Genomic DNA, 21,317 nt, shown 5'->3' with positions numbered 1-21,317 from the left:
GTTCACAGACTTTGCAAACCTTCGCTTCGCAATTTTGCAAATTCACATTTGCCCGATGGTGCGAAAAGATGAAAGGGCAGCCTTCTGTTGCCGCAATTCCAAGGGGAAGCGATGCTGGAGATCATCGAGAAGCTCGAAGCGAAGCGTGCCGCGGCGCGCATGGGCGGCGGGCAGCGGCGGATCGACGCGCAACACGCCAAGGGCAAGCTCACCGCGCGCGAGCGCGTCGAGGTGCTGCTCGACGAGGATTCGTTCGAGGAACTCGACATGTATGTCGAGCACAACTGCGTCGATTTCGGCATGCAGGACAACAAAATCCCCGGCGACGGCGTCGTCACCGGATCCGGCACGATCAACGGCCGGCTGGTCTATGTGTTCAGCCAGGATTTCACCGTGTTCGGCGGTGCGCTTTCGGAGCGGCACGCGACCAAGATCTGCAAGATCATGGACATGGCGATGAAGGTCGGCGCGCCGGTGATCGGCCTCAACGACAGCGGCGGCGCGCGCATCCAGGAAGGCGTCGCCAGCCTTGCCGGCTATGCCGAGGTGTTCCAGCGCAACGTGCTCGCCTCCGGCGTGGTGCCGCAGCTTTCGCTGATCATGGGTCCGTGCGCGGGCGGCGCGGTCTATTCGCCGGCGATGACCGACTTCATCTTCATGGTGAAGGACAGTTCCTACATGTTCGTGACGGGGCCGGACGTGGTGAAGACCGTCACCAACGAGATCGTCACCCAGGAGGAACTGGGCGGCGCGATCACCCACACCACCAAATCGTCGGTGGCGGACGTGGCGTTCGAGAACGACATCGATGCGCTGCTGGCGGCGCGCGACTTCATCGATTTCCTGCCGGCCTCCAATCGCGAGGCGGTGCCCGCGCGGCCGACCGACGATCCCTGGGACCGGATGGAGCACAGCTTGGACACGTTGATCCCGGTGAGCGCCAACCAGCCCTACGACATGCACGAGCTGATCCGGAAGGTGCTGGACGAAGGCGATTTCTTCGAACTGCAGCCGGCGCATGCAGGCAACATCATCATCGGCTTCGGCCGCGTCGAGGGCCGCACCGTCGGCGTCGTCGCCAACCAGCCGATGGTGCTGGCGGGCTGCCTCGACATCAACTCGTCCAAGAAGGCGGCGCGCTTCGTGCGCTTCTGCGACGCATTCGAGATCCCGATCATCACTTTCGTCGACGTGCCGGGCTTCCTGCCGGGCGTGGGCCAGGAACATTCGGGCATCATCAAGCATGGCGCCAAGCTGCTGTTCGCCTATGCCGAGGCGACGGTGCCCAAGATCACGGTGATCACCCGCAAGGCCTATGGCGGCGCCTATGACGTGATGTCGTCCAAGCATCTGCGCGGCGACCTCAACTATGCGTGGCCGACCGCCGAGATCGCGGTGATGGGCGCCAAGGGCGCGGTGGAGATCATCTTCCGGCAGGACATCAAGGATCCGGAGAAGATCGCGGCGCGTACCAAGGAATATGAGGATCGCTTCGCCAACCCGTTCGTGGCGGCATCGAAGGGCTTCATCGACGAGGTGATCATGCCGCATTCGACGCGCAAGCGCATCGCGCTGGGGCTTCGCAAGCTGCGCAACAAGCAGCTCGAAAACCCGTGGAAGAAGCACGACAATATTCCGCTGTGATAATGGCGATGCCTCAGCCTGACAGCCTCTTGCCTATGGGCACGAATCTATCAACGATCGCTGCCTTTAAGCCCTCTCCCGCACTTCGCGGGAGAGGGTTGGGTGAGGGGCCGAGCGAAGCGAGGCATCTTGTTCTTCGGGCTCTGCGTTTGCGGATGCTTCGGTGCAGAAGAATGCTCGCTTCGCTCGCGCCCTCACCCAACCCTCTCCCGCGAAGTGCGGGAGAGGGCTTTTCGCGGCGCCGGCGCAGATGTGAATACCTTAGCCCGCGAAGGCGGGAGAGAGCCAAGGTGAGCGCCTATGGTCGCAATGACGGAACAGGATGCCGGACATTGATGGGAGCGATTGCATGAAACTCGGCCGTCTCAACCATGTCGGCGTCGCGACGCCGTCGATCGAGAACAGCATCGCCTTCTATCGCGACGTGATGGGGGCGACGAAGATCCACGATCCGTTCGACCTGCCGGCGCAGGGCGTGAAGGTGTGCTTCGTCGATACGCCGGGGGAGGGCGGCACCGCGGGCACGCAGATCGAGTTGATCGAACCGCTGGGCGAGAAATCGGCGGTCAGTGGCTTCCTCGCGAAGAACCCCGCCGGCGGCCAGCACCATATCTGCTATGAGGTGCCCGACATTCACGAGGCCAAGGCCTGGTTCGAGGCGAAGGGCGCCAAGGTGCTGGGCGAGCCGCGCATCGGCGCGCATGGCACGCCGATCTTTTTCGTCCACCCCAAGGATATGGGGGGAATCCTGACCGAGATCATGGAAAGCCCGAAGGGAGAGGGGCATTGAGCGACGCGCTCATCCTCTATGCGGTGGCCGACGACATCGCCACGATCCGGCTCAACCGGCCGGACCGGCTGAACGCGATCACGCCGGACCTGCTCGACGACCTGCGCCGCGGCTTCCAGCGCGCGGTGAGCGACGGCGCGCGCGCGGTGCTGATCACCGGGGAGGGCCGCGCGTTCTGTTCGGGCGCCGAGCTTGGCGACATCACCACCGGCATCCCCGATCTCGGCCAGTTGCTCGAAACCCATTATCACCCGCTGGTCGAGCTAATGGCCTCGCTGCCGATCCCGATCGTCAGCGCGATCAACGGGCCGGCAGCAGGCGCGGGTGCCTCGCTGGCGCTGTCGGGCGACATCATCGTGATGGCGCGCTCCGCCTATCTGCTGCTCGCCTTCGCCAATATCGGGCTGGTGCCCGATGCCGGCGCGACCTGGCTGATCGCCAAGGGCGCGGGCCGCGCCAAGGTGCTGGAAATGGCGCTGCTGGGCGAACGGATGAGCGCCGAGGATGCCCGCGACGCCGGGCTGGTGACGCGCGTTGTCGATGATGAGGCGTTGCTGGAAACCGCGCAGGCGCTGGCGGCCAAGCTAGCCGCGATGCCGACATTGGCGCTGGGCATGATCCGCAAGCAGGTGGGCGTGGCGCTCGACGGCACGCTGACGGAAACGCTCGCGGTCGAAGCCGCCAACCAGCACGTTGCTGGCCGCAGCGCCGACTTCCTTGAGGGTGTGCTGGCCTTCACCGAGAAGCGCAAGCCGGAGTTCAAGGGGCGCTGAGCACCCCGAGGGAAAGAAGCGACATGACCGACAAGCCGACCATGGCAGGCTGGGAAGCCGCCGCCGCCAAGGAGGTGAAGGGCAAAGACCTGACCTGGCAAACGCCGGAAGGTATTGCTGTTAAACCTCTGTATACACAGGATGATGTTTCGGTCGATCCGGGGCTGCCGGGCTTCGCGCCCTTCACCCGCGGCGTGCGCGCGAGCATGTATGCGGGGCGGCCCTGGACGATCCGCCAGTATGCCGGCTTCTCGACCGCGGAGGAATCCAACGACTTCTATCGCCGCAATCTGGCGGCGGGGCAGAAGGGCTTGTCGGTCGCGTTCGATCTGGCGACGCACCGCGGCTATGACAGCGACCATCCGCGCGTGGTTGGCGATGTCGGCAAGGCCGGGGTCGCGATCGACAGCGTCGAGGACATGAAGATCCTGTTCGAAGGCATTCCGCTCGACCAGATGTCCGTCTCGATGACGATGAACGGCGCGGTGATCCCGATCCTCGCCTTCTTCATCGTCGCCGGCGAGGAACAGGGCGTGCCGACCGCGCAGCTCGACGGGACCATCCAGAACGACATCCTCAAGGAGTTCATGGTCCGCAACACCTATATCTACCCGCCCGAGCCGAGCATGCGAATCATCTCCGATATTTTCGGATATACTTCGCGTAACATGCCGAAATTCAACAGCATTTCGATCTCCGGCTACCATATGCAGGAAGCCGGGGCGACGCAGGTGCAGGAACTGGCGTTCACGATCGCGGACGGTGCCGAATATGTTCGCTACGGCGTTGCCTCGGGACTCGACATCGACAAGTTCGCCGGGCGGCTGAGCTTCTTTTTCGCGATCGGCATGAACTTCTTCATGGAGATCGCCAAGCTGCGCGCGGCGCGGGTGCTGTGGCACCGGGTGATGACCAATCTCGGCGCGAAGGACGAGCGCTCGAAGATGCTGCGCACGCACTGCCAGACCTCGGGCGTGTCGCTGACCGAGCAGGATCCGTACAACAATGTGATCCGCACCACGATCGAGGCGATGGCGGCGATGCTGGGGGGCACTCAGTCGCTCCACACCAACGCGCTCGACGAGGCGATCGCGCTGCCCACCGACTTTTCAGCCCGGATCGCGCGCAACACCCAGATCGTGATCCAGGAAGAGACGGGGATGACCAAGGTCGTCGATCCGCTCGGTGGCTCGTATTACATCGAGGCGCTGACGCAGGAACTGGTCGACAAGGCCTGGGCGATCATCGAGAAGGTCGAGGCCGATGGCGGCATGGCCAAGGCGGTCGCCGCGGGCTGGCCCAAGGCGATGATCGAGGAAGCCGCCGCCGCGCGCCAGGCGCGGGTCGATCGCGGCGAGGATGTGATCGTCGGCGTCAACAAATATCGCCTCGCCAACGAGGATCTGCTCGAGACGCTGGAGGTGGACAACACCAAGGTGCGCGAGGCGCAGATCGCGCGGATCAACCGGGTGAAGGCGAGCCGCGACGATGCCGCGTGCCGCGCTGCGCTGGATGCGCTGCGCCGGGGCGCGGCCGAGCCTTCGAGCGTCGAGAACAATCTGCTGGCACTCGCGGTCGATGCTGCGCGGGCGCGCGCGACGTTGGGCGAGATCTCGGCGGCGATGGAGGTGAGCTTCGATCGCTATGGCACCGTGCCGACGCCGGTGAAGGGCGTCTATGCCGCGCCCTACAAGGATGACAGCCGCTGGAAGCAGGTGGTCGATGGCGTCGCTGCGGTCGAGCGGCGGATGGGCCGCAAGCCCAAGGTGATGATCGCCAAGATGGGGCAGGACGGGCATGACCGCGGCGCCAATGTGATCGCCTCGGCGTTCGGCGACATGGGGTTCGAGATCGTCTCCGGCCCGCTGTTCCAGACGCCGGAGGAAACGGTGGTGCTGGCGCTCGACAGCGGCGTCGACGTGATCGGCGCCTCGTCGCTGGCGGCGGGGCACAAGACATTGATTCCCGAGCTCATCAACCTGCTGCGCGCGCGCGGGCGGCAGGATGTGAAGGTGATCGCGGGCGGGGTCATTCCGCCGCAGGATTATGATTTTCTGCGTGAGGCCGGCGTTCAGGGCATCTATGGGCCGGGATCCAATGTGGTCGAGTGCGCGGCAGACGTGCTGCGCCTGCTTGGCCACAACATGCCCCCTGCCGATTATGAAGAGGCCGCAGAATGACCTGTTCCGTTGAGACCCATGCCGTGCAGCCCTTCCCGCAAGCGGGAGCGGAGTTGCGGAACGACTGGTCTCGTGACGAAATCGCGGCGCTGTTCGATCTGCCGTTTCACGAACTGATGTTCCAGGCGCAGACCGTCCACCGCGCCAACCACCGGCCCGGCGAGGTCCAGCTTTCGACATTGCTGTCGATCAAGACCGGCGGCTGCCCGGAGGATTGCGGCTATTGCAACCAGTCCGCAGGGGCCGACACCGATCTTAAGGCGTCGAAGCTGATGGACGTCCGCGCGGTGCTGCAGTCGGCGGCGCAGGCGAAGGACAATGGCTCGTCGCGCTTCTGCATGGGTGCGGCGTGGCGCAACCCCAAGGATCGCGACATGCCCGCCATCGTCGAGATGGTGAAGGGCGTTCGTGCGATGGGCATGGAAACCTGCATGACGCTGGGCATGCTGACGCCAAGCCAGGCCGCGCAGCTCAGCGAGGCCGGGCTCGACTATTACAACCACAATATCGATACGAGCCCCGAGAATTACGCAAACGTCATCACGACGCGGACCTTCGACGACCGGCTCGAAACGCTGGAGAATGTGCGCAGCGCGGGCATCAACGTGTGTTCGGGCGGCATCGTCGGCATGGGCGAGACCCGCGCCGATCGCGTCGGCTTCGTCCATGCGCTGGCGACCTTGCCGCGCCATCCCGAGAGCGTGCCGGTCAACGCGCTGGTGCCGGTGAAGGGCACCGTGCTGGGCGACATGCTGGCCGATACGCCGCTGGCGAAGATCGACGAGATCGAGTTCGTCCGCACCGTTGCGGTCGCGCGCATCACCATGCCGCGGTCGATGGTCCGGCTTTCGGCCGGGCGGGAGAGCATGTCGGATTCGACGCAGGCGCTGTGCTTCATGGCCGGCGCCAATTCCATCTTCACCGGTGACAGGCTGCTGACCACCGCCAATGCCGGCGACAATGCGGATGCCGCCTTGTTCGCCAGGCTGGGCGTAAAGCCCATGGCGGCGGCCGAGCCGATGTGCGTCGCCGAGGCAGCCGAATAGGGGAGAGACGCTTGATCAAGAAGATCCTGATCGCCAATCGCGGCGAGATCGCCTGCCGTGTGATCCGCACCGCGCGCAAGATGGGCATCGCCACCGTCGCGGTCTATTCGGATGCGGACGCGCGCGCGCCGCATGTCGAGATGGCGGACGAGGCGGTGCATATCGGCCCGTCCCCGGCGAGCGAATCCTATCTGATCGCCGACAAGATCATCGCGGCCTGCAAGGCAACCGGCGCGGATGCGGTGCATCCGGGCTATGGCTTCCTTTCCGAGCGGACGAGCTTTGCCGAGGCGCTGGCGAGGGAAGGGATCATCTTCGTCGGCCCGCCGGTGGGCGCGATCACCGCGATGGGCGACAAGATCGAGTCAAAGAAGCTGGCGAAGGAAGCCGGGGTCAACGTCGTCCCCGGCTATCTCGGCGAGATTGCCGATACCGACGAGGCGGTGAAGATCGCCAATGATATCGGCTATCCGGTGATGATGAAGGCCTCGGCCGGCGGCGGCGGCAAGGGCATGCGGCTCGCCTATTCCGAGAAGGATGTGCGCGAGGGCTTCGAGGCGACCAAGCGCGAGGGGCTCAACAGCTTCGGCGACGATCGCGTGTTCATCGAGAAGTTCATCGAGAGCCCGCGCCACATCGAAATCCAGGTGCTGGGCGACCAGCATGGCAATATCGTCTATCTCGGCGAGCGCGAATGCTCGATCCAGCGCCGGCACCAGAAGGTCGTGGAAGAGGCGCCGTCGCCCTTCGTCACGCCCGAGATGCGCAAGGCGATGGGCGAGCAGGCGGTCGCGCTGGCGCGGGCGGTGGGCTATTATTCGGCGGGCACGGTCGAACTGATCGTCAGCGGCGCCGACGCGACGGGGCAGGGCTTCTACTTCCTCGAGATGAACACCCGGCTGCAGGTGGAGCATCCGGTGACCGAATGCGTCACCGGGCTCGACCTGGTCGAGCAGATGATCCGCGTCGCCAATGGCGAGAAACTGGGCTTCGGCCAGGATGATGTGACGTTGACCGGCTGGGCGATCGAGAACCGCGTCTATGCCGAGGATCCGTATCGCGGCTTCCTGCCCTCGACCGGCCGGCTCGTCCGCTATCGCCCGCCAGCCGAGGGCGATGGCGTGCGGGTGGACGATGGCGTTGCCGAGGGCGGCGAGGTCAGCATCTTCTACGATCCGATGATCGCCAAGCTGGTGACCTATGGGAAGACCCGCGACGAGGCGGCGGACAAGCAGGTGGCGGCGCTCGACCGCTTCGTGCTCGAAGGGCCGGGGCACAATATCGATTTCCTCTCCGCGCTAATGCAGCACCCGCGCTTCCGATCGGGCGCGCTGACGACGGGCTTCATCGCCGAGGAATATCCCGAAGGCTTCACCGGCGCCCCCGCGACGCCGGCGCTGGTCGCGGACCTCGCCGCGGTGGCGGCGCTGGCGCAGCACCATCAGGCGCTGCGCGCGGTGCAGATCGACGGGCAGCTCAACGGCGACGTGCCGGTGCCCGGCGACTGGGTGGTGCGGATCGGCAGCGCCGAGCATCGCGTCCATCTGAGCCACGCCACCGGCAATTGGGTGGTCGAGGTGGATGGCGGCCCGCGCGAGGCGATTTCCGAGCAGTGGGTCAACGGCCAGCAGCTGTTCGACGGCGCGATCGGCCCGCGCTCGCTGGTCGTCAAGGTGGCGGTCGACAGGCGCGGCTGGCGGCTCAACAGCCATGGCGCCTCGCACCGTGCGACGGTGCTCAAGCCGCATGTCGCCGAACTCTCGCGGCACATGATCGAGAAGGTGCCGCCTGATCTGTCCAAGTTCCTGCTGTGCCCCATGCCGGGGCTGCTGGTGCAGCTTCATGTGAGTGCGGGCGACAAGGTGGAAGCCGGTCAGCCGCTCGCGGTGGTCGAGGCGATGAAGATGGAAAACATCCTGCGTGCCGAGAAGGCCGGGGTGGTAAAGAGCGTGTCGGCCGCCAAGGGCGAGAGCCTGGCGGTGGATGCGGTGATTCTCGAGATGGAGTGAGGGCAGCTCGTCTGCTGCTCATTTTCGTCCCAATATGTCGCGACTTGTGTCCGCCCGCGCTGCCGCCCGGCAGCGCGGGCGTCGCTGTTATTCGCCTGTTTTCAGTAGGTTGATCGCGATATCTCGCCAGCCACACTCTGAAACATCTCTTACAAATTGCGACAATTTTCCTGTTTCTGCCTGCCACCGCCTTCGCCATTCAGACGTTGGGCGCTCACTCGTTGCGGCAGGATAACGGACACAAGGATGGGTTTGGGTACGACATCACGGGCAATCGGCGGCGCGCTGGCGCTGGCTGCGCTGGCCGGCTGCCAGGTGGGGCCGGATTATCGCCCCACCACGAGCGCCGATCTGGGCGTGCCCGAGCGGTACAGCACGCCGGAGGCGGATGCCGCCGCGTCCCAGGATCTGTCGACCTGGTGGACGGGGTTCGACGATCCGGTAATGACAGGGCTGGTCGACCAGGCGCTGTCGGGCAATCTCGACATCGCAGTCGCGGCGACCCGGCTGCGGCAGGCGCGTGAAGCGCTGATCCAGGCCCGCAGCCAATATGCACCGACGGTCAGCGGTTCGGCGGGGGCCGGGCGCAACTTCGATTCCGGCCGTGCCGACACCAGCAGTTTTTCGGTCGGTGCGGACGCTTCATGGCAGCTCGACCTGTTCGGCGGCATCGGCCGTTCGGTCGAGGCGTCGCGCGCCGATCTGGCCGCGAGCGGCTACGACATGGAGGACGTGCGGACGGCGATCGCCGCCGAGGTCGCGCTCAACTATGTGACCGCGCGTGCTGCGCAGGCGCGGCTGGCGATCGCGCGGGACACGCTGGCGACGCAGGACGATAATCTCGAAATCGCCGGCTTCCGGGTGCAGGCCGGGCTGGTCTCGGCGATCGACCAGGAGCAGGCGCGCGCCCAACGTGCGCAGACCGCCGCGACCATCCCGACGCTTGAGCAGAGCTTCGCCAGCGCCGCCAATCGCCTCTCCGTGCTGACGGGGCAGGCGCCCGGTGCCGTCAACGCGCTGCTGACGCAGGCGCGGGGCATCCCGCAGGGGCCGGAGAGCATCGCGGTCGGCATCCCTGCCGATACGCTGCGCAACCGGCCCGACGTCCGCCGGGCGGAGCGCAACCTTGCGGCGGCGACTGCCCGGATCGGCGTGGCGCAGGCGCAGCTTTACCCACGGCTCGGCATCAGCGGCAATGTCGGCACCTCCGCACTGTCGCTCGGCAGCCTTGCCGACGTCATCACCGGCGGCCTGTTCGCCTCGCTGTCGCAGCTCATCTTCGATGGCGGCAATGCCAGGGCGCAGGTGCGCAGCCAGCGTGCCGCGGCCGATGGCGCCTTCGCGACCTACAAGCAGACGGTGCTGACCGGCCTAGAGGATGTCGAGAATGGCCTCGTCGCGCTGCGCACCGCCAAGGCCCGGCAGGAGGCGTTGCGCGTCCAACTCGATGCATCGCAGGCGGCGGCGATCTATGCGCGCAGCCAGTATCGCGCCGGCCTGACCGATTTCCAGACCCTGCTCGAAGCCGAGCGCTCCCTGCTGTCCGCGCGTGATGGGTTGACCCAGGCGCAGTCGGCGCAGGCGCAGGCGCTCGTCCAACTTTATCTCGCCCTCGGCGGCGGCTGGCAGCCGCTCGACTCGTCAATCGGAACAGCATCATGAATGACGCCAACGCGCAATCCTCCACCGGCCAGTCGGTCGACGCGTTTCTGGGTGTGAAGCCGCAGCCGAAATGGCGCAAATGGGCAGTGCGCGGCGGCCTCGCTGTCGTCCTGATCATCGCCTTGCTGCTGCTCGCGCGCTGCTTCGGTGGCGACGATGCGCCGCGCTATGCGTCGCAGAAGGTGGCGAACGGCGATCTTACCGTGACCGTTTCGGCGACGGGCAACCTCCAGCCGACGGTGCAGGTGGAGGTCGGCTCCGAACTGTCGGGCCTGATCACCGATGTCTATGTCGACAACAATGATCGGGTGAAGAAGGGGCAGGTGCTCGCCAAGCTCGATCTCGCGCGGCTGGACGATGCAATCACTCAGAGCCGAGCGCAGGTCCAGTCCGGCCAGGCGCAGATCGCGCAGGCGCAGGCCTCCGCGCAGCTCGCGCGCGCCAATCTCGCGCGGCTTGAGGAAGTCTCGCGGCTCTCCGGCGGCCGCGTGCCGGCGAAGACCGAGCTCGACAATGCGCGCGCGCAGGTTGCACAGGCGAATGCGAGCGTTCGAACGGCGCAGGCGGCGGTGGCGCAGGCCAATGCGCAGCTTTCGTCCAACCAGACGCAGCGGTCACGCGCCTTCATCGTGTCCCCGGTCAACGGCGTCGTGCTGTCGCGGCAGATCGAGCCCGGCCAGACTGTCGCCGCATCGTTCAACGCGCCGGTGCTGTTCCAGATCGCCGAGGATCTCTCGCAGATGGAGCTCGAGGTGAAGGTGGACGAGGCCGATGTCGGCCAGGTCAAGGAAGGCCAGGACGCCAATTTCGCGGTCGATGCCTTCCCGGGCCGCAGCTTCCCGGCGAAGGTGACGCGGGTCGATGTCGGGGCCAATGCCAGCGATACGACAAGTTCCTCGTCGTCCTCGACAGCCTCCACCTCCGCGGTGGTCGCCTATACGGCGGCGTTGTCGGTCTCCAACCCCGAGCTGCTGCTGCGTCCCGGCATGACGGCGACTGCGGACATCGTCACGGTGACCAAGAAGAATGTGCTGCTCGTCCCCAACGCGGCGCTGCGGTTCCGTCCGGCCGCCGGCGATGGGGCCGCTGCAGGCGGCGGTGGTGGCATCACGAGCGCGATCGTGCCGCGCCGGCCGCGTGGCGGGCGCAGCAGTGGTGCGGAACGCTCCGTAACCGTCGGCCGCGGTGCGCAACAGACGATCTATGTGAAGGGCGAGGACGGCCAGCCGCGTGCGATCAAGGTGACCACCGGCGATACCAACGGTGCCGTGACCGAAGTGACCGGCGGCGAATTGAAGCCGGGCATGGAAGTGATCACCGGGCAACTCGCCGCGGGAACCGAGGCACCGGCTGCGGCTGGGCAGGGCGGCGCTGGCGGCGGCCGGCGGGGCGGCGGCGGTGGCGGGCGCTGAGCCGATGGCTGAACCGCTGATCCGCCTTCGCGGCGTCACCAAAACCTATGGCGAGGGGCCGACCGCGTTCCAGGCGCTGAAGGGCGTCGACCTCGACATTGCCGCCGGCGATTTCGTCGCGGTGATGGGCCCTTCGGGGTCGGGCAAATCGACGACGATGAACATGCTGGGCTGCCTCGACGTGCCTAGCGGCGGCGAGTTCCTGTTCCGTGGCGTCCATGTCGAGACGCTCGATCGCGATCAGCGTGCGCTGCTGCGCCGGAAATATCTCGGCTTCGTGTTCCAGGGCTTCAATTTGCTGGCGCGCACCACCGCGCTGGAGAATGTCGAACTGCCATTGCTGTATCGCGGCGATGCCAAGCAGGCGCGGCACGACCTGGCGATGGCAGCGCTCGACAAGGTGGGGTTGAAGGACTGGTGGGATCACACCCCCGCCGAGCTTTCCGGCGGCCAGCAGCAGCGCGTGGCGATCGCCCGCGCAATCGTGACGCATCCCGACGTGCTGCTTGCCGACGAGCCGACCGGCAATCTCGATTCCGAGCGATCGGTAGAGATCATGCAACTGCTGACCGACCTCAACCAGAACAGCGGCATCACCGTGCTGATGGTGACGCATGAGCCCGATATGGCGGCGTATGCGCATACCATCGTGCATTTCAAGGATGGCCTGGTAGAGCGGATCGAGACGAACGCGCGAGGGGGGGACTGATGTTCGGCACCACGCTCATCCTCGCGCTGCGGTCGATCCGGCGGCATCTGCTGCGGTCTTTCCTCACCGTGCTCGGCATCGTCATCGGTGTCGGTGCCGTGGTGACGATGGTGACGCTCGGCAATGCCACGACCTCGGCAGTGCAGGAGCAGATCTCCGCACTCGGCACCAACATCCTGCAGATCCGCCCGGGCCAGGGTTTCGGCCGCGGGGGTGGCGGGCCGCGACCGCCCGATTTCGATCCGTCCGATATCGACGCGATTGCCAATCAGGTTGCGGGCGTGACCGCGGTCGCGCCGCAGGCGCAGACGACGGGGACGGCGATCTACGAAGGCGCGAACTGGTCGACGACGGTCAACGGCACGACTTCGGCCTATTTCGAGGTGCAGCCCTGGCCGCTGACCGAGGGACGGCTGTTCACGCCGGCGGAAGAGCAGGCCGGCAAGGCGGTGTGCGTCATCGGCGCCACGGTCAGCAAGAACCTGTTCCGCGGCGGCAGTGCCGTCGGCCAGCGCTTCCGCATCGGCGGGATTTCCTGCGACGTCATCGGCGTGCTGTCGACGCGCGGGCAGGCCGGGTTCGGCGGCGACCAGGACGATATCGTGCTGATGCCGATCAAGGCGGTGCAGCGGCGCTTCACCGGCAATCAGGACATTCGCCTGATCCTCGTCGGCGTCGACCAGGCCTATTCGACCGCGACCGTGCAGGACAGCCTGACCGATCTGCTGCGAGAGCGCCGGCGGATCAGCGGCGGCAAGCAGGACGATTTCAACATCTTCGACACCAAGCAGATCAGCGACACGCTGACTGGCACGACGACCCTGCTGACCCGCATCGTCGCTGCGGTGGCCGCAATCAGCCTGTTGGTCGGCGGCATCGGCATCATGAACATCATGCTTGTCTCGGTGACCGAGCGGACGCGCGAGATCGGCATCCGCCTCGCGATCGGCGCGGTCGCGCGCGAAGTGCTGATGCAGTTCCTGGTGGAGGCGGTGGTGCTGTCATGCCTGGGCGGCATCGCCGGCCTGCTGATCGCACAGGTCGCGGTCGCGGTGCTGGCCCCGCTGATGCAGGTGAAATGGATGTTCGATGCGCAGATCAACCTGATCGCCTTTGCGATCTCGGCGGTGATCGGCGTGGTATTCGGCTATTTCCCGGCGCGCCGTGCGGCGGGGCTCAACCCGATCGACGCCCTGCGGCACGAATGAGGGCAGCCGGAATAGGGGCAGGGACGGCCACGCTCGCCGCTATCGTACCGTGGCCGTGGCGAAGCGATCAGACCGAGAGCGAGACCACACGCAGCAGGCGCATCTTGCCGCCGTCGATCACGGCGTAGGCCATGGCTTCCTCGGCGCTCTCGGTTTCGCCGGCACGCGCGCGGGTGCGGCAATGCACGAAGGCGCGGCTCTCGGTGGCGAAGCTTTCCTCGACCGGCAGCACCATTTCGACCAGGTCCAACCGATCGGCGATCGCCTGATAGTGGACGGCCATCTGTTCCGGGCTGCTGGCGCGCAAATTGCCGTTGACGATGAGTTGACCGTCATCGTGGAAGAAGCGCGCGAATCCTTCCGCCTGCAGCGGAGCTGGGCCGGCCATGGCGCCGTTCCACCACGCAAAAAAGGTCAGGATGGGATTGTCGTTCTGCATGGAAAACCCTTCAGGCTGGAGCGCGTCGAGCATCGATCCAGTCGAGGATCGGCGCCATCAATGGATAGAAACTGCGCAGCCGGCGCTGCAGACCGGCGTTGCGCGAGGCTCCTGCCTGGAGCAGCGGGATCGGCGGCGCAGTGCCGTCTACGATCATCCGTGCCAGGCTGTCGCCGATCACGGTGGAGAGCGCGATGCCCCGCGCGTTGCAGGCGGTGGCGCTGATGACGCCGCCGTCCACCACCAGCGTCGCGGGGTAACGTGGCGCCGAGACCGAGCTGGTGCCCATCCAAAGATGGGTGATCTCGGGGCGCCACGGCAGCCGCAGAATCGCCTGCAGGCGGCTCGCCATCAGTGCCGCCTGGCGCCGGGGCGAAACGCCGAACGCATCCAGCGCGCCGGTGATGAGCCGACCATCGGTGGTGATGCGATAGGTGAAGAGGTGCTCGCGCGTGTCCGACAATGCCTCGCCGCCCTGGAACAGGTGGCGACGGTCCGCCGCCGGGATCGGCGCGGTGGCGCATTGCCAGACGTCGAGCGTGACGATCGAGGCGGTCATCGGCGGCACAAGGTCGCCTGACAGGCCGTTCGAACACAGGATGACCTTGTCCGCGATGATCTCGCCGCCGGCAACGCGCACCGCGTGCCCGCCGGGGCGCCGCTCGATCCCCAACGCCGGTGTCCGTTCGAACAGCCGTGCCCCCGCGGCGATTGCGGCATCGACGAGGCCGCGGCAATAGCGCAGCGGATGGATGGTGCCGCCGGACGGCGCGAACCAGCTGCCGTAATAGCCCTCGACGCCGGTTCGCTCGGCGGTTTCCTGGCCGCTGAGCATTGTCACATTCATGCCGCGGTCACGCCATTGGCCGGCGACATCCTCGATGCGTGCCTTTGCCCGCGGCGAATGGGCGGGCTGATACCAGCCGTCCTGCCGGGCGTCGCAATCGAGGCCGAGCGCACGGACCTTGGTGAAGAGATGCTCGGCCGAGCGGCCCGTCGCCTCGACGAGCTGCTCGCCGACATCACCGACGCGATCGACGACCGCTTCCGGCGAGCCGACGCTGAAATGAGGGACGACGAAGCCGCCGGGGGTGGAGGAGGCACCGCTTCCCACCTCGCCGGCTTCGATCAGGATGACATCGAGGCCCGCCGCAGCCAGCGCCTGCGCCGTGGTTGCCCCCATGATGCCGGCACCCACCACTGCGACATCGCAGCGATGGACGCCGGCAGCGGAGGGCGCGACGGGGCGCTGGCCGGCGGACGCCCACCAGAGATTACTCAAACGATTGATCATGGTTCACCGGTGGGCGTGCGCCGCCATCCTCAGTAGCGCACGGTCAGCGACACGCCGTAGGTGGCCGGGTCGCCCAGGAAGTTCTGCGACGGGAAGATACCGCCCCAGTTGTCGTAGGAGGAGGAGACATAGAGCTTGTTGAGGATGTTGCGGCCGAACACCGCGGCTTCCCAGCGATCATCCTTGTCGTGCAGCGCAAGCCGGCCGTTCACGAGGAAATAGCCATCCTGCGCGGCGAGATCGCGATTCGCGAGCGAATAGAAGGTCTTGCTGCGATAGGAGGCATCGCCGAGCACCGACACGCCCCAGCTATCGCCTTCGAGCGGCGTTTCCCAACGAGCCAGCGCGGTGGCGCTGAACGCCGGGGCGTTCGACAGGCGGTTGCCGGTGAAATCGTCAGCGCCGGGTGCGTTGTTGAAATCAGTAATCTTGCTGCTCTGCCAGTTGATCGAGCCGCGCAGGTTCAGGCGGTCGGTCGCGCGATACTGCGCTTCGGCTTCGAGGCCATAGACGCGCGCATCGCCGGCGTTGGAGAGCACGATGACGTTGATGCCGCTGCGGATCTCGGTGACCATTGCCTGGAAGTTGCGCCAGTCGTTGTAGTAGCCCGCGAGGTTGAAGGTCAGCGCGCCATCGAGCAACGAGGTCTTGGCACCGACTTCATAGGAATAGACGGTCTCGCCCTTGAACGGCACCAGCTCTTCCGGATTGAAGGCGATCGCCGCCTTGAAGCCGCCGCTCTTGAAGCCGCGGCTGGCGCTTGCATAGATCATCGCATCGGGCGAGATCTTGTAGTCGAGACCGATCTTACCGGACAGATTATCCTGCTTCACGCCATCGACGATGCCCGCCACCGGCGTCGGTAAAGTGGAGTCGCCATAGGGGTTGAGATCGAAGCTGTCGTAGGTGAAGCTCTTGTCGTCGCGCGTGAAGCGGGCACCCGCGGTCAGGGTCAGCGCATCGGTGAGATCGTAGCTGGCCTGGCCGAACGCGGCATAGGCCTCGGTCTTCTGGACGAAGCCGGTGTCGACGCGGGTATGGAAGAAATGATCGTCCAGCGCCTGCAGCGCGTTGCCGGCGATGCGATCCCACGAATAATAGACGCCGGCGACCCAGTTGAGCGGTGAACTGTTGTCGGAGGTCAGCCGCAGTTCCTGGGTGAACGACTTGATCTTGTCGGTGAACTGGGTGTCCAGTTCGATCAGCGCGCTCCCGTCGCTGTCGTCACCCGACACGCGATCGAAATGGTTGTAGCCGGTGATCGAGGTGAGCTTCACGCCGCCGAGATCATAGCCGACGTTGAGCGACACGCCCTCGGCGCGGGTGTCGTTCTGATAACCATAGACCGCGCTGTTCTCGACCGTGCGGCGTGCGGGCGTCGGATCCGAATAGCCGAGCACGTCGACGCAGGTCGACGGATCGAGCCGGCCAGCGAGCGCTGCGGCGCAAAAGCCGGTGCCGCCCTTGGCATAATAGCCGACATGCTCGCGAAGCTGCTGGTCGCTCTTGTTGTAGACATAGGTGCCTTCAAGCTGGACGCTCAGTTCCGGCGTCGGCGTCCACAGCGCGATGCCGCGCAGCGCGACGCTGTTGACGTCACCGATGGTCTCGCCGGTCAGCGCGTTGGTCTGCCAGCCGCCATTCTGCTGCACCGTCTTGCCCGCGAAGCGCACTGCCAGCGTGTCGCTGACCGCACCGCCCACGGCGCCTTCCAGCTCGAACCGGTCGAACCGCGCGTAGCTGGCGGTCATATAGGCGTCGAGTTGCTGGGTCGGCTTCTTCGAGATGAAGTTGATCGCGCCGCCGGTGGTGTTGCGGCCATAGAGCGTGCCCTGCGGCCCCTTAAGGACTTCGACACGCTCGATGTCGAACATCTGGAACGCCATCATCGGCGTGTAGGGCAGGTTCACATCGTCAAAATAGATGCCGACGGTGGGGTTGTTGTTGGAGAAGGTGTCGTTGAGGCTGAGCCCGCGGATCGAGAAAGTGGGGTTCTGGTCACCCCGCGTCGCGTTGACGAAAACGCCCGGAGACAGCGCCGCGATGTCCGATGGCGTGTTCACCCGCAGTTCCTGGAGCTGCTGGCCGGAAAAGGCGGTGATCGAAATCGGCACATCCTGCACGGATTCGGACCGGCGCTGCGCGGTCACCACGATGTCGGCGCCGAAGCCCTGGTCGGCAGCTTCGGGTGCCGTTTGCGCCTGCGCCGCACCCGCGGTGACGGCGATGAAGGAAGTGCCCGCGATCAGGAGGGCATTAAGCGTCCGCATTCAATCTGCTCCCCGCAGTAGAAGATTATGGGGTCAGGCCCGGCCTTTCTGGCGGTGCTCTTTCCCTCCTGCCGTGATCGGTCTAACCCAAAACAATCTTGGATCCAATATTCAATATCCCTCTTGCCGCAATTTCTTTTAGGGTTAAACCGACCGTGAGCCGAAGCCATGTGAACAGGACTGAAATGCGCACTTCCAAGGCATATGTCGGCATCGATGTGGGCGGGACGTTCACCGATCTCGCCATGTTCGATGCGGCCAGCCGCCAGTTTTCCACCGTCAAGGTACCGTCTTCTCCGCCCCTGTTCTGGCCGTCGGTGATCGACGCGCTCGACCAGGCGGGGATCGATTCGCAGAGGGATGCGACCATCCTGCACGGCACCACCGTTCACCTGAATGCCTTTCTCGAGCGCAAAGGCGCGCGTATGGCATTGGTGACGACGGAAGGTTTCCGGGATGTGTATGAAATGCGCCGCGGCAACCGCCCGCAGCCCTACGACATGCACTTCCGCTATCCGACGCCGCTGGTAGCGCGGCGTGATATCTTCGCGGTTGCCGAGCGCGTCGCCGCCGACGGTACGGTGCTGACCGCGCCGGACGCGGAAGCGGTGAGGGCGCTGGCCGCGACGCTGCGCGACGGCGCTTATGAGGCGGTCGCGATCTGCTTCCTCCACAGCTATCGCAACCCGGCGAACGAGGCCGCGGTCTCCGAATTGCTGCGCGTGGCGTTGCCGGGCGTGCTTGTGGCGCCCTCGCACGAGGTGTGCCGCGAATGGCGCGAATATGAGCGGACCAGCACGGCGGTGATCAACGCCTATGCCTCGCCGGTGCTCAAGCGTTATCTGACCGATCTGCTCGGCGCGCTGGAGCAGAAGGCCGAATCGAAGCTGTTCCTGCTGCAGTCCAATGGCGGGCTGATGCGCGCCGAAGAGGCTGGCGATCGCGGCATCCTGTCGCTGCTGTCCGGCCCCGTCGGCGGCAATGTCGCTGGCCGCGCGCTCTCGCAGGTCGCGGGCATGCCGAATCTCATCTGCATCGACATGGGTGGCACCAGCTTTGAGGCGAGCCTGGTGATCGATGGTGAATCGGTTGTCCGCAACGAGCGCGAGGTGGGCGGTTTCCCGATCCTTGCCCCGATGGTGGACATCCACACCATCGGGGCGGGCGGCGGTTCGCTTGCCTGGAACGATGCCGGTGCGCTGCGCGTCGGCCCGCAAAGCGCCGGCGCGCGGCCGGGCCCGGCCTGCTACGGCCATGGCGGCACGCAGCCGACCGTGACCGACGCCAATATCGCGCTGGGCCGGCTTGAGGATGGCTGCGCTTTCGGCGACCTCAAGCTGGACGCCAGCCTCGCGCGCAAGGCGATCGAGGGGTTCGCGGCCGATTTCGGCCTCAGCGGCGAGGCGATGGCGCAGGGCATTCTCGACGTGATCAACGAGCAGATGGCCAACGCCATCCGCACGATCACCGTTCGCCGCGGCATCGACCCGCGCACCTTCGCGCTGGTCGCCTACGGCGGCGCCGGCCCGATGCACGCCGCCGATATCGCCCGGCTGCTGGGCATCGGCACGATCGTGGTGCCGCGTGCGGCGGGGGCCTTCTCGGCCTGGGGCATGCTCCAGTCCGACCTGGTGCATGACCGCGCCGAGACCATCCTCGTGCCCGCCGCCGACCTTGACTGGTCCGCGCTCGACACCCGTTTCGCCGCGATGGAGGCCGAACTCGGTGCCACGCTGGTTGAAGAGGGCGTGCCGGAAGACCAGATCGTCTTCACCCGCAGCTTCGACGTCCGCTATCTCGGCCAGGAACAGGGCATCGCGGTGCGCATCGATCCGGCGAGCTTCGCCGACGAGGCCGGGCGCGATGCCAAGCTCCGGGCCGATTTCGAACATGCCTATGCCGACATCTTCGGCCACATCAACGATGACGAGGCGCTGGAGATCGCCACGGTGCGCTTGCGCGCCAGCGGCCAGACCGGGCTGGATGCGCAGACGCTGATCATGGCGGAAAGCGCGCCGGAGGCCGAGACGGGCAGCCGCCGCACCGTGACCGTGCGCTTCGATGGCGAGGATCGCGACACCCTGTTCCTGCCGCGCGCGACGATGGTGCCCGGCGAACGCGTGCCCGGCCCCTGCGTGGTCGAGGAATCGACCTGCACCACCATCGTGCCGCCGGATTTCTCCGCCACGATCGATTCGATCGGCAATCTCATCCTGAGCTTCGAGGGAGCGGCCGCATGACCATCACTCCGGATCCCATCACCAGCGAAGTCGTCCGCAACGCTTATAACGCGATCGCCGACGATATGAGCGCGATGATCGCGCGCTCGGCCTATTCGCCGATCATCTATGAAGCGCATGACTATGGCATCGCGCTGTTCGATCGCCACGCACGGCTGCTCGGCCAATATGCGGGCCTGCCGCTGTTCACCGGAGGCCTCGACGCCGGGCTGCGCGCCACGATCGAGCGCTATGGTATCGAGACCATGAAGGCGGGCGACGTCTTCACCGTCAACGACACCTATATCACCGGCGGCCATCTCAACGATGTCGACGTGATCGGGGTGATCGCCGACGAGGATGGCCTGCTCGGCTTCATCGCGATCCGCGCGCACTGGGCGGATATCGGCACCGCGGAGCCGGGCTTCCCGGTCAACAGCCGCAACATCTTCCAGGAAGGCGTTCGATGGGGGCCGACGCAGATCATGCGCGAAGGCGCGTGGGTGCGTGACGTGATCGACCTGCTTTGCCTCAACAGCCGCGTGCCGAAGACGTTGATGGGCGACCTGAAGGCGCAGATCGCCGCGATCCGCCTGGGCAGCGAGCGCATGACCTGGCTGAAGCGCCGCTTCGGGCAGGAGATGCTCGAGGCCTGTGCGACGACGATCTTCGACGCCACCGACCGCAAGTTCCGTGACTTCATCCGCTCGATTCCGGATGGCGTCTATGTCGCCGAGGGCGTTTCCGACGATGACGGCGTGACCGAGGATCCTGTGCTGTCGAAGGTGACCGTGACCATCGCGGGTGACCGGATGACCGTGGACACCACCGGCTCCTCGCCGCAGCGCGCCGGCAATCTCAACACCGGCTATGCCAACACGGTTTCCGCGGTACGGCTGGCGTTGGCGCTGCTGTTCCCGGCGAGCGAGCCCGACATCAATGATGGCAGCTTCCGCGCGATCGAGGTGCTGGCCGAATCCGGATCGATCTACGCCGCCGAGGCGCCGGCGCCGTGCATGCGCCCGCACCCGGTGATGCTGCTGATCGACCTGATCATAAAGGCGCTGAGCGACGTGTTGCCCGAGCATGTCGCGGCGGGCCTGCCCGGCGATAGCTGGAACATCTTCCTGATGGGCGTGAACCCGGCGACCGGCAAGCGCTTCACCAGTGGCGAGGCGCTGGACGGCGGCTGGGGTGCCAGCGCGCGCGGCGACGGGCCGAGCGCGATCATCCACAGCGCCGCGGGCGATTTCCGCAACATGCCGGTCGAGACGCTGGAGCATCGCACCCCGGTGCGGGTCAACCGGCTGGAGCTTGGCACCGACAGCGGCGGGGCAGGGCGTTTCCGCGGCGGCCAGAATGTCGTCAAGGAATATGAGGCGCTGGTCGACATGACCGTGACCCTGCATTTCGACCGATCGAAGACGCCCGAATGGGGGCTGTTCGGCGGCGAGGATGGCGCGCCTTCCAAGGTGACCGTGTTCAATGCGGCGGCGCCCGATGGCTTCATCGTCCGCAAGGTCGAGCAGCTTCCGTTGCGCGTCGGCGACCGGCTCGTCGCCGAGACCGGCGGGGGCGGGGGCTATGGCCCGGTTTCCGAGCGCAGCCCCCAAGCGCTGGCGGCGGACCTCGCCGATGGCGTGATCAGCAAGGCCGCTTGAC

The 21,317-nt window shown here is 66.1% G+C and carries 15 protein-coding genes; 12 read left to right on the top strand and 3 right to left on the bottom strand.

The genetic code is table 11. The features are described 5' to 3' along the window. Positions 1 to 111: 111 nt before the first annotated feature. The 10 genes from FHS96_RS07035 (at position 112) to FHS96_RS06990 (ending at position 13,433) form a co-directional block, all read left to right on the top strand. On the top strand, positions 112 to 1,644 hold the full coding sequence (locus tag FHS96_RS07035) for an acyl-CoA carboxylase subunit beta (protein ID WP_429588760.1): 1,533 nt from the start codon (positions 112 to 114) through the stop codon (positions 1,642 to 1,644). A gap of 349 nt (positions 1,645 to 1,993) precedes the next feature. After that, positions 1,994 to 2,434, top strand: coding sequence for a methylmalonyl-CoA epimerase (mce, locus tag FHS96_RS07030; protein WP_429588759.1), 441 nt, complete (start codon positions 1,994 to 1,996; stop codon positions 2,432 to 2,434). Further along, complete coding sequence (locus FHS96_RS07025; RefSeq protein ID WP_429588758.1) at positions 2,431 to 3,207, top strand: enoyl-CoA hydratase-related protein; 777 nt, start codon at positions 2,431 to 2,433, stop codon at positions 3,205 to 3,207. Before mce ends, FHS96_RS07025 begins: the two co-directional genes overlap by 4 nt. Positions 3,208 to 3,230: 23 nt before the next feature. Beyond that, positions 3,231 to 5,387, top strand: coding sequence for a methylmalonyl-CoA mutase (gene scpA, locus FHS96_RS07020; RefSeq protein ID WP_429588757.1), 2,157 nt, complete (start codon positions 3,231 to 3,233; stop codon positions 5,385 to 5,387). Continuing rightward, on the top strand, positions 5,384 to 6,433 hold the full coding sequence (bioB, locus tag FHS96_RS07015; protein WP_429588756.1) for a biotin synthase BioB: 1,050 nt from the start codon (positions 5,384 to 5,386) through the stop codon (positions 6,431 to 6,433). The genes scpA and bioB overlap by 4 nt, the downstream gene beginning before the upstream one ends. An 11-nt stretch (positions 6,434 to 6,444) precedes the next feature. Next, positions 6,445 to 8,442, top strand: coding sequence for an acetyl-CoA carboxylase biotin carboxylase subunit (locus FHS96_RS07010; protein WP_429588755.1), 1,998 nt, complete (start codon positions 6,445 to 6,447; stop codon positions 8,440 to 8,442). 246 nt (positions 8,443 to 8,688) lie between these two features. Further along, the gene (locus FHS96_RS07005; protein ID WP_429588754.1) at positions 8,689 to 10,104 is read left to right on the top strand and encodes an efflux transporter outer membrane subunit; all 1,416 of its coding nucleotides are present in this window, start codon (positions 8,689 to 8,691) and stop codon (positions 10,102 to 10,104) included. Continuing rightward, the gene (locus FHS96_RS07000; RefSeq protein WP_429588753.1) at positions 10,101 to 11,516 is read left to right on the top strand and encodes an efflux RND transporter periplasmic adaptor subunit; all 1,416 of its coding nucleotides are present in this window, start codon (positions 10,101 to 10,103) and stop codon (positions 11,514 to 11,516) included. The genes FHS96_RS07005 and FHS96_RS07000 overlap by 4 nt, the downstream gene beginning before the upstream one ends. Before the next feature lie 4 nt (positions 11,517 to 11,520). Continuing rightward, positions 11,521 to 12,225 (top strand): ABC transporter ATP-binding protein, encoded by a 705-nt coding sequence (locus tag FHS96_RS06995; protein ID WP_429588752.1) that lies wholly within the window; start codon positions 11,521 to 11,523, stop codon positions 12,223 to 12,225. Further along, on the top strand, positions 12,225 to 13,433 hold the full coding sequence (locus FHS96_RS06990) for an ABC transporter permease (protein ID WP_429588751.1): 1,209 nt from the start codon (positions 12,225 to 12,227) through the stop codon (positions 13,431 to 13,433). Before FHS96_RS06995 ends, FHS96_RS06990 begins: the two co-directional genes overlap by 1 nt. Before the next feature lie 67 nt (positions 13,434 to 13,500). Here FHS96_RS06990 and FHS96_RS06985 read toward each other — a convergent pair whose 3' ends face one another. Genes FHS96_RS06985 through FHS96_RS06975 form a run of 3 tightly spaced genes read right to left on the bottom strand, consistent with a single transcriptional unit; the run spans position 13,501 to position 17,436 of the window. Then, a complete protein-coding gene (locus tag FHS96_RS06985) occupies positions 13,501 to 13,872 on the bottom strand; it encodes a hypothetical protein (RefSeq protein WP_429588750.1) in 372 nt (123 codons plus the stop codon). Positions 13,873 to 13,882: 10 nt separating this feature from the next. Further along, on the bottom strand, positions 13,883 to 15,154 hold the full coding sequence (locus FHS96_RS06980; RefSeq protein ID WP_429588749.1) for an NAD(P)/FAD-dependent oxidoreductase: 1,272 nt from the start codon (positions 15,152 to 15,154) through the stop codon (positions 13,883 to 13,885). A 41-nt stretch (positions 15,155 to 15,195) separates the two neighbouring features. Further along, positions 15,196 to 17,436 (bottom strand): TonB-dependent receptor, encoded by a 2,241-nt coding sequence (locus FHS96_RS06975; RefSeq protein ID WP_429588748.1) that lies wholly within the window; start codon positions 17,434 to 17,436, stop codon positions 15,196 to 15,198. A gap of 185 nt (positions 17,437 to 17,621) precedes the next feature. Between FHS96_RS06975 and FHS96_RS06970 the strand changes: the two genes are divergently transcribed. Together FHS96_RS06970 and FHS96_RS06965 are read left to right on the top strand one after the other, a co-directional pair. After that, complete coding sequence (locus FHS96_RS06970) at positions 17,622 to 19,676, top strand: hydantoinase/oxoprolinase family protein (protein WP_429588747.1); 2,055 nt, start codon at positions 17,622 to 17,624, stop codon at positions 19,674 to 19,676. After that, on the top strand, positions 19,673 to 21,316 hold the full coding sequence (locus tag FHS96_RS06965; RefSeq protein ID WP_429588746.1) for a hydantoinase B/oxoprolinase family protein: 1,644 nt from the start codon (positions 19,673 to 19,675) through the stop codon (positions 21,314 to 21,316). Before FHS96_RS06970 ends, FHS96_RS06965 begins: the two co-directional genes overlap by 4 nt. The last annotated feature ends 1 nt before the right edge of the window (position 21,317 follow it).

The sequence above is a fragment of the Sphingomonas zeicaulis genome, from assembly GCF_050433225.1.
Taxonomy (GTDB): domain Bacteria; phylum Pseudomonadota; class Alphaproteobacteria; order Sphingomonadales; family Sphingomonadaceae; genus Sphingomonas_D; species Sphingomonas_D zeicaulis.
Note: the sequence above shows the minus strand (reverse complement) of the source record. Positions and strands in the feature narration are given on the sequence as shown.

What these genes read in the sequence shown, in the direction of transcription:
- FHS96_RS07035 (WP_429588760.1), top strand. Translation starts at nt 112, where the DNA reads ATGCTGGAGATCATCGAGAAGCTCGAAGCGAAGCGTGCCGCGGCGCGC.
- mce (WP_429588759.1), top strand. Translation starts at nt 1,994, where the DNA reads ATGAAACTCGGCCGTCTCAACCATGTCGGCGTCGCGACGCCGTCGATC.
- scpA (WP_429588757.1), top strand. Translation starts at nt 3,231, where the DNA reads ATGACCGACAAGCCGACCATGGCAGGCTGGGAAGCCGCCGCCGCCAAG.
- bioB (WP_429588756.1), top strand. Translation starts at nt 5,384, where the DNA reads ATGACCTGTTCCGTTGAGACCCATGCCGTGCAGCCCTTCCCGCAAGCG.
- FHS96_RS07005 (WP_429588754.1), top strand. Translation starts at nt 8,689, where the DNA reads ATGGGTTTGGGTACGACATCACGGGCAATCGGCGGCGCGCTGGCGCTG.
- FHS96_RS07000 (WP_429588753.1), top strand. Translation starts at nt 10,101, where the DNA reads ATGAATGACGCCAACGCGCAATCCTCCACCGGCCAGTCGGTCGACGCG.
- FHS96_RS06995 (WP_429588752.1), top strand. Translation starts at nt 11,521, where the DNA reads ATGGCTGAACCGCTGATCCGCCTTCGCGGCGTCACCAAAACCTATGGC.
- FHS96_RS06990 (WP_429588751.1), top strand. Translation starts at nt 12,225, where the DNA reads ATGTTCGGCACCACGCTCATCCTCGCGCTGCGGTCGATCCGGCGGCAT.
- FHS96_RS06985 (WP_429588750.1), bottom strand. Translation starts at nt 13,872, where the DNA reads ATGCAGAACGACAATCCCATCCTGACCTTTTTTGCGTGGTGGAACGGC.
- FHS96_RS06975 (WP_429588748.1), bottom strand. Translation starts at nt 17,436, where the DNA reads ATGCGGACGCTTAATGCCCTCCTGATCGCGGGCACTTCCTTCATCGCC.
- FHS96_RS06970 (WP_429588747.1), top strand. Translation starts at nt 17,622, where the DNA reads ATGCGCACTTCCAAGGCATATGTCGGCATCGATGTGGGCGGGACGTTC.
- FHS96_RS06965 (WP_429588746.1), top strand. Translation starts at nt 19,673, where the DNA reads ATGACCATCACTCCGGATCCCATCACCAGCGAAGTCGTCCGCAACGCT.